At 28.8% G+C, this 5530-nt stretch carries 4 protein-coding genes; all 4 read right to left on the bottom strand.

Annotated elements, in window-relative coordinates; translation table 11 throughout:
* Positions 1 to 143: 143 nt before the first annotated feature.
* Entirely contained in the window at positions 144 to 3167 is a 3024-nt protein-coding gene (locus U9R42_01565) for a caspase family protein (protein ID MEA3494703.1), read from the bottom strand.
* Between the two features lie 19 nt (positions 3168 to 3186).
* Complete coding sequence (locus U9R42_01570) at positions 3187 to 3948, bottom strand: hypothetical protein (GenBank protein ID MEA3494704.1); 762 nt, start codon at positions 3946 to 3948, stop codon at positions 3187 to 3189.
* A gap of 353 nt (positions 3949 to 4301) precedes the next feature.
* Positions 4302 to 4805, bottom strand: coding sequence for a DUF6398 domain-containing protein (locus U9R42_01575; protein MEA3494705.1), 504 nt, complete (start codon positions 4803 to 4805; stop codon positions 4302 to 4304).
* Positions 4798 to 5100: a hypothetical protein gene (locus tag U9R42_01580; GenBank protein ID MEA3494706.1), complete on the bottom strand. Its 303-nt coding sequence runs from the start codon at positions 5098 to 5100 to the stop codon at positions 4798 to 4800. The genes U9R42_01575 and U9R42_01580 overlap by 8 nt, the downstream gene beginning before the upstream one ends.
* Between the last annotated feature and the right edge of the window lie 430 nt (positions 5101 to 5530).

Genomic DNA, 5530 nt, shown 5'->3' on the forward strand with positions numbered 1-5530 from the left:
CAACTTATTGAACAAGGTAAAATGAAAACTACTCCTTTAAAAGATTTTCTAAATGACTTATAAAGTAGATACTACTGATACTTTTAAAAGAGAAGCTAAACGATTAATTAAAAAATATCCTTCTCTTTCATCTAAAAACTAAATTACCAAACCCTAAAATCCATACTTAAATTTTCAATTCTTGAAGTAGGTACTTGCTTACCGCCTGAAAGTTCGCTTACTTGCTTTTGCACATATCTTTGAAGTTCGGAAAGCATTATTGTTCCATCACTGTTAAGGTCAGCCGCTTCGTCTTTTAAGCCATGTAGTAAACAATAAGTAAATAAGCCATTATTCCAATCCCTGCTTTCCATAGCGTACTCAGCACCTCCTGCACTTGAAATTACAGTTGCTCCAGTGCCACGCCTCAAATCAGAAAACATTTCTTTCATAAGTTCAGAAGTATTGTTTAATCCAACTCCTTCTTTTTGCCTTACTCCCACTCCTGCACTTCTAAAAGTTATTTTTCCACTTTCTGACTGAGAAGAAGAAGTACGTTCAACTTCATCTTTATCTAACTCACCCGAATGACAGGTATCCATAAAAAATATTTTTTTCAATGCTTTCAAACCATCCAAAAGGGCTTCAATATCTTCATAAACAATTCCTTTGCCTTTGGGATTTTCAAAATCCATATCATGTGTTGCGAAAAAATAATCAAGATTTTCATCCAATACTCCATGCCCTGCAATAAAAAGCAACACAATATCATCTCTTCCTGCTTGCTCCAAAAATTCCCTTGTCTTTTTTATGTTTGCTTCCGTTACCTGATCATTTGTTAATACTTTTACATAAATATTTTCATACAACTTATTCTTTGTCTGATAAATAGAAACTAAATCTTTTGCATCTTTTGCTGCAAAATTTAAATTAAACTCACTATCTATAAATTTTGATGTTCCAATTGAAACAATATATAAATTAGGTTTTGATTCGGGAGCTTTATAAAATACTTCAACGCTTTTCTTTAATGACTCTGCTCCTTTTTGATTCAATACCGAAATTTGAATATTATTTTTACCTTTTGTAAGTTCTGTTTTAATTGTTAATTTAAACTTTTTAGAATCATGCATTCGCAAATTTATTCCCCTATGTCCGTAAATTGCAACATTATTTATCCAAACTTTTATCCTGTCAAGTTTGTATTTTGTATCTTCAGCTGATATTTCCAATACTACTTTATTATTCTCAGTTTCTGAAGATATTTTATTTTTATTTAATATTTCTATTGTTGGCAAATGAAAATCATCACTAAGCATATCCTCTGTAAATCCCATTTTCTTTAGACGCTTTTGATATGCTTTATGATACATTTTTATAAGATCATCAGACACAATTCCAAGTCTGTCAAGCACAATGTCGGGACGATTATATTTTAAATCAAATTGATCGGGAGGAAAAAACTGCTTTCCATATTTAAAACCTATACCACTTAATGCATCATTTGGTGCTAAATAATAATTATCGGGAGTCATAACAACAATTTTTTCATTATCAACCAAATACAAGGTTGCAAGTAATTTACCCGATTCAATATTCCATAATTTTACTGATGCATCATAACTTGTAGTTGCAATTATATTTTTACTAAAATTAAAATCCAAATCTGTAATAAAGCTTGTGTGTCCTTTTAATACAGTATTTACATTATTCGGGTAACCGTTTACATTGCTTATTTCCACATCATTTCCAATTGCTGTTGCAACAATATCATTTTTAAAATTAACTTTCTCAATTGTTGAAATTCCACCTTTATATTGTGCATAACTTTTAAAATCATAAGTAATTCCCAAGTCATTATCAAATCTTTTCAAATTATATAAGTTTAACGTCTCTCTTGATTCACAAACAGGAGTTGACATAAGTCCTAATTTCCATTTATAAAAATCATTGTTATCTTTTCGTGTAATCATTTTATCATTGGTGATAAATTGCACATACTCTATTTTTGCTTTTCCGGTATTCCAAAGTTTTTTTGACTTCATTTTGGATGTTTCAATGTCATAAACAATAATTCTATCCTGCAAATATTTTCCATAAGATGTTCCACCAAAAGCAACTAAGTTATCCGAATCATTAAAAGAAACAGAATTAACATCATAGGTAAAACTTTCTCTTGTTTTAATCCTAAAAAGTTGATCATAAATACTGAGAGGATTGTTTTTGTCCAACCAGACTTTAAAACCTGAATGGTAAGGAATTGTATGAATTATTTCGTCTTTTTCAATATCGGTAATACAGGCTTTTAAGTCGGAACCACCTGTTAACACATATTTCCCATTATGTGAAAATTCAATATCATTTATTTTTTTATCATGAGGTTTAAATGTTTCAATTTTAAATTTACCCTGATACATATCCACAATTTTAATTCTTCCTATTTCATCTCCAAAAGCAATTCTGTAATCACCATAAAAATCAACACTATAAGCCCTAAAAGATCGTGGATAAAGCCTTTTTATCATTGATAAGTCTTTTGAATCCCAAATTAAAATTGACCTGTCATCACTTGCAGTAGCAAACATACTTTGGTCTTTGCTAAAACATACATCATTTACATCTGCAATATGTTTATGTAGTAAAGCTAATTTATTTCCATTTGAATATTTATAAACATAAACTTTTGTATCCTCATTTCCTGCTACAAGCAAGTCATTTTTTTCCGAAACAGCGAAGCATTTAAATTTGTATTCAATATTGTTACTTATTTTTTTATACTTCTTTTCCCTACTTAAAATAAAAGAATTAATAGAAATATCATCAGTCAAATCAGGCTCTTTTGAAGATACATTACCACTAATCTTTGTTGTTTTTGAGGAGCTGATATTGTACATAAATTTCTTTTCCCCATAGTTTGCTCCAATTAAATTTTCATTATTTTCATCAAAATAAATTCGGCTTATATAATTACTTTCTTCGTAATAAATAGAAGATATTTGTTTGCCAAGCCTTACATCCCAAATTATTATTTTGTTATTTTCCCCTACACTTGCAATAAATTTTCCGTCAGAACTAAATTCCAACATTACAATTCCTGTAGAATGACCGATTTGTGGTGCAATCTCTACTTGTTGTGCATTTATTTGTATTGAAATAAAAATTAATATTATTGATATTATATTTTTCATAATTATTTTGTTTTTTAAATTACCAATTGCTTTTGTCAATGTAAATATCTTTTTTTACCTTAGTTAGTGGTAATGAATAATTAGCATAGATTGAGTAAAAGAATTTAGGTACGTTATCATAAATTTCATTTACTCGCTGATGCCAACGAAAGCCTACTGTTAAAAATTCAAAAGGCTCATAATCAAGTCCAATAATTGCGTAAAGATGAGCATTTTCATTATAGGTTTTTTCCAATAATGAAGCAAGTCCTATATCGTCAATTTCTATATCCGTATCATTATCACCGGAACTCATAAAGCTTTTGTCTCGTATTTCAAAATGAGGTAAAACATAATTTGCTCCCATTGCTAATCCAAAGTTACTTCTACGAATCTTAAATCTATAATTATATAATACCTTAAAATTAAAACTAGACTCAGAAATTCCGAATTTTACACTATCATCTACACTCCATAATTCTAAAGAGTCCATATTTAAAAGATAATTTTGGTCATAAAATCTGATTCCCGGTTCAAATACCAAATAATGCCTTTGATAACCAAATTTAAAATTAAAACCAATACCAATAAAAGAACCATAACCTTTTGAATCTTTTTTTACATGATATTTTTCACCACCTTTAATAAAATTAAAAGAATCAAGACGTTTCGGATGAGACAAACCATACTCAATCGTAACTCCTGAGCGTATTGCCTGTGAAAATAATTTTAGCGGAAGAATAGCAGTAAATAAAATAAGTGCTAAAAGAACAGAAAGCTGTTTGTTTTTTTTAACATTCATAATGCTTAAATATTTAATAATTATCTTTTGTAAAAAATTAATCTATTTTTTTTTAGAATAAAATGCTTCTTAAATCAACTTTCAAAATTATTGATAAATATAATAAAAACAAAATATCTTTTAAGAGAACTTAAAATTTTCTCCTTAACTTGCCCTCTTTTATAAATTAAACGTTGAACATTTTGTAATAAAATCGGTGGCAATATGAAAAGTTAGGTATTCTAACACTTCAATTTTTCAATTTGCTATTATGTTTATTTATTGCTAAAATGTTCATATTTAGGACTATCTGTCAAACCCGCCTGCGGAACGGGCAGGTGCTCTATATTTTTTGTTACCAACTGGCATTTCTTTTATTCTTGCTGAGTAGTAAATTCTATGTCACGTCCTTCGGCTCTTTCTTTCTTTACCATTTCTTGTAAGTCTTCTGGAATTGACGATAAAGGAACAATAAGTCCATTAACCATAACCATGTCATTAAACGGGTTGTTTCCTGTCATGTGTTGAGTTGAAAAATCAGAATCATAATATCCCATTTTTAACATGTCTTTAATTTGTCTTGCTTTGTTTGAAACAGTCGATTTTTTTGTTCCGAAGTATTCACTTATTTGTTCTGCTGTTACATACGGTTCAAATGACTTGTCAAATAAAAAGTTTATTGAACCAATAGCGTGTATAACTGCGGCTGCCCAAATTTCAATTTTCCCACTTTTAAATGGAACATCTCTCTTTCTCCCTAATTTCAAAATTAATTTTTCACAAAGTCGATAATAGTCATCATCTAATTCTTGTGCACAAAACGAACCTGTCAGTTCCAATAATTTCTTTTCTTTTTTTTTGATTTCTTCTTTAATCATCTGTTCTATTTTCTGTTGGAATCTTTTTTAATTCTACAATATTATCAAAAATTCTTTTAAGTGCGATATGAAAATCATTAATCTTTGGTGGATTTCCAAAAAACATGTCATCAAGGTCAATATCATCATACTTTTTCATTTCACTAATCAGTCGAATTGATTTTTCAATAAAATCATTCTCATTTTTGCAGTCACTTGATAATAATCCAAATTGTAACGTCAAATCATGATTGAACATTTCTGCTTCTATCATTATTGCTCTGTGGGTTTCTTCTGATAAATCTCCTGTGTCCATTGTCTTTTATGCTTGTTGGTAACGAGTGGATATAATGACCACTCATTATATTTCCATTATATATTTTGTTAAAAAATTCCATAATACAATATTATCCAATGGTTTATAAATTTCATCTGCCTGTGCGAGCTACGCAGACAGGTCAAATCCCTTGTTGGTAATTGGTAATATGAGTATAGATTTCTGTAGTTTTAATATTTTCATGTACTAATAAATTTTGAATCTATTTTAAATCTATTCGCAAATATAATATAATTTTCACTATACAACAAAACAATAAAGATTTTACCTTTTACTCAACTGTTAATAAGCAAATAATACTCATTGTATAAATTTCATAGTATAAAAATAGAAATTATTCCTTTAGTGGGAAATTATTTTTATCTACAAATTGTTAATTTTTTTAGACAGTCTGACGGTGGCAATATGA

Source organism: Bacteroidota bacterium (assembly GCA_034723125.1).
In the GTDB taxonomy this organism is placed as follows: Bacteria; Bacteroidota; Bacteroidia; order CAILMK01; family JAAYUY01; genus JAYEOP01.